Origin of the sequence: Synechocystis sp. FACHB-383, from assembly GCF_014698605.1 — a bacterium.
In the GTDB taxonomy this organism is placed as follows: Bacteria; Cyanobacteriota; Cyanobacteriia; order Cyanobacteriales; family Microcystaceae; genus Synechocystis; species Synechocystis salina.
On the sequence record NZ_JACJTJ010000049.1, the window covers coordinates 1 to 3,369 of the forward strand.

Below are 3,369 nucleotides of genomic sequence, written 5' to 3' on the forward strand. Positions count from 1 at the left end.
TGGGCGAGACTAAAACGTTATGTTTCCCAACTTGTTAGTAAGGGAGAATCGCTAATTTCTGCATTGGATATAGCTTTGCGAGAATTGTCCTAACTATCTCGTTCTTTGCTATAAAACACCAAACAATTCCATGGCTTTGGTTTCTAAATCATCTCACCTAAAATTTTTGCCCTTTGCCAATCTTAATGATGCATTTCACCCATAACGCCGACGGAAGCGGGGGTCAAACTTAGCACCTTTGCTGCTGTTGCAACCTTGACAAAGAGTTTGCAGATTACTCATATCATTACTACCGCCCTTTGCCAAAGGAATAATATGGTCAATCTGTAGAGCAGTTTCCCCTAGACCAAGGCCGCAACTACAGCACCGATAGTTATCTCGTTGAAAAATATATTCACGAACGCTGACAGGGATGGGAATGCGGGGTCTTTTTTCCATAGCGATGGCACAAACAACAAAGAAAATATCAATTTTTGTAAAGTCAAGGTCAACAGCTCATTAACTTAAGCATAGCCTTGTATTAGAGCAATTTCTCCACTACCGAGGCTTCCATGTCCAAGATTGCCCCCCAATGTCAGAATCTACGCGAGCAAGTAAATCAACTGATTGAGCTTCTGCGTCAGGAGCCCACCCTTCGTAGTCAGCAGGACACTAGCATTGTAGAAACTGCCTTGGGGAAAGCCTTGTCACCCCGCTTTGAAATTGTTTTTGCGGGGGCCTTTAGTGCCGGTAAGTCTATGCTGATTAATGCTTTGCTGGAGCGAGAATTGCTTTACAGTGCAGAGGGACACGCGACAGGCACAGAATGTCACATTGAATATTCTAATTCAAATGAAGAAAGGGTCGTGTTAACTTTTTTGAGTGAAGCAGAAATTCGTCAGCAGGCGTTAGTTTTAACGAAATATCTTGATGTTAATGTGGGGGATTTCAATATTAATCAGCCTGAAGCAGTAAAAATAATTAATCAATATTGCCAGAAAATAATTGCAGAAGAAGGGGGAGAAAATAAATCAGAAAGAGCAAAACAAGGTAATGCCCTGCATTTACTATTGATGGGATTTGAGCAAAATCGAGAGCGTATTCATACCGTTCAAAACTCTACTTATTCCATGGATCAGCTTAATTTTTCAAGTCTAGCAGAAGCTGCTGGCTATGCGCGCCGGGGGGCCAATAGTGCGGTTCTCAAACGATTGGATTATTTTTGCCACCATCCCCTATTACAAGATGGCAATGTTTTGGTGGATTTACCCGGTATTGATGCCCCAGTTAAAGAAGATGCAGAAAGAGCCTATCGTAAAATTGAAAGTCCTGATACTTCCGCTGTTGTTTGTGTGCTTAAACCCGCCGCCGCTGGAGATATGAGTGCGGAGGAAACACAATTATTGGAACGAATCAGCAAAAATACAGGCATCCGTGACCGGGTATTTTATGTGTTTAATCGCATTGATGATACTTGGTACAATACCCAACTGCGACAACGACTAGAAAGCTTAATTCAGTCACAATTTCGGGATAGTTCTAAGGTTTATAAAACTAGTGGTTTACTGGGTTTTTATGGCAGTCAAGTTAAGCAAACAAACAGTAGTAACCGTTTTGGCTTAGATTCAATTTTTGCGGACAATATTAAAAGCCTTGGTGGGGAAGAAGAAACACCTCAATTTGTCAGCGAATTTAATAATTACTGTGCTAATTCTGGTAAATTGCTATCCACTTCTTTTCGGGTTTCTGTCAATGGTTATGAAACATCCAATGAAAACTATGTCCGCATCTTGAGTGAGTGGGGAACTCCCCTAATAGATCAACTAATTCATGACAGTGGCATTGAATCTTTTCGTTCTGGAATTGGTCGATACCTAGCGGAGGAAAAATATCCTGAATTATTTGCAACTTTGGCTAATGATTTGCAACCATTATGCATTGCTCTGCGGCAGTTTTATTTAGAAAATTATCGAGAATTAGACAGTCAACCCAGGGAAATTGCGGCAATGAAAGCCCAGGAGCTAACTTTACTCAATCAAGAAATGCAAAATCTGGGTATTGAATTCAAAAAGTATATGAGTGATCAGGTTAATGATGTGGTTATAGGGACTGATCGGGAATTTGACCAAGATTTTACTAAATTAAAAGCAAGAATGGTAGCTCGATTGGATGAGTTGTTAAAAACTTTTTCGGTTATGAATGCCTATAAGCGGGCAACGGAAAGCCATCCCCGTAATTCCACCGCTCCTTTTATTGCAGTTTTAGTGGAGGCTTTATATTATCTTGCCAATGAGTTAGAAGATGCTTTTATTGAATCAATAAATGAGTTAGTAAAAAATTTCTTTCAACGATTAGGAGATCGCCTGCGGAAGGTGGATTGTTACCATCAAGTTTATCGTCTGGTTGGCAATGATGGCGGGATTGAGCAACTATTACGGCGGGCAGAGGCAGATATAACCAAGGCTTTAGTCAATGAAGCTCGCACAGAATGTGATCGCTATGTACGAGAAAGCCCCCGGTTTTATGATGAAGGTACTTTTTCCATTTACCAATTCCGGCAAACTCTCCAGCAAACTTCCCAAGGTTATGATGCTCAGGCGATCGTAGAGGCGGAGCCAGCTATTAAGGAGTTGTTAAAACTGGACTTTGAACCGAAAGTGTTTAATACGGTGCGGAGAAATTTTCGGCAGACTGTCAACAATACTCTGAAAACCCATTTGTTACCCATGGCAGAGGAGCAAGCCCAAATAATCTTGGAACAGTATGATGTGGCCAGAAAATATCGGGAACAAACTTTGGAGCAAGATGCGGAGGAAAAAATTGCCCGAAATTCCCGCTTACAATCAGAAATAAAGCAAAAAATTGATGAATATCAAACCAGTATATTGAGTATCAATGAATGCCTAAAGACAATGCAAATTTCATATCAATTACCAATTATCTCTAGCTCTGATTTGTCTAATTTTACATCTGATATGGTTGAAATTGAAGATGAAGATATGTTAGATTGACGTTCACCTTAGTAATAATTACTGAAATATTTTTAAGCCTTATAATTGTTTCCTGTGGATTTACAACAACTATGATAGAAATTAAACTTAATCAATATTTAAATTCATTGAACCAAAGTACGGTGATAAATTGTTCCCGCAATGGAGCCCTTTATAAATTATCAACCCTTATTGATAAAATTTCTAGTGCATTTAATAATCGCTCATGGATTTATAAAGATAATAGCATATCGCATGGCGATCAATTTCAACGCACTAGTTTTTTCGAGAGTTTCAAGTAAATAATGATATGGCATGATAGAGAATATTGAGTAATGAGATTTTGGAAAGATGTCTACAGACTGTCACTGTCCTCAATGTGGTCATGAGCATGTGGTCA

2 protein-coding genes are annotated in these 3,369 nt (G+C 39.4%); one reads left to right on the plus strand and one right to left on the minus strand.

The features are described from left to right. Nucleotides 1-195: 195 nt before the first annotated feature. Nucleotides 196-438: an HNH endonuclease gene (locus H6G45_RS15445; protein ID WP_190599293.1), complete on the minus strand. Its 243-nt coding sequence runs from the start codon at nt 436-438 to the stop codon at nt 196-198. A gap of 113 nt (nt 439-551) precedes the next feature. Between H6G45_RS15445 and H6G45_RS15450 the strand changes: the two genes are divergently transcribed. Then, on the plus strand, nt 552-2,990 hold the full coding sequence (locus H6G45_RS15450) for a dynamin-like GTPase family protein (RefSeq protein WP_190599294.1): 2,439 nt from the start codon (nt 552-554) through the stop codon (nt 2,988-2,990). Nucleotides 2,991-3,369: the final 379 nt, after the last annotated feature.

What these genes read in the sequence shown, in the direction of transcription:
- H6G45_RS15450 (WP_190599294.1), top strand. Translation starts at nt 552, where the DNA reads ATGTCCAAGATTGCCCCCCAATGTCAGAATCTACGCGAGCAAGTAAAT.
- H6G45_RS15445 (WP_190599293.1), bottom strand. Translation starts at nt 438, where the DNA reads ATGGAAAAAAGACCCCGCATTCCCATCCCTGTCAGCGTTCGTGAATAT.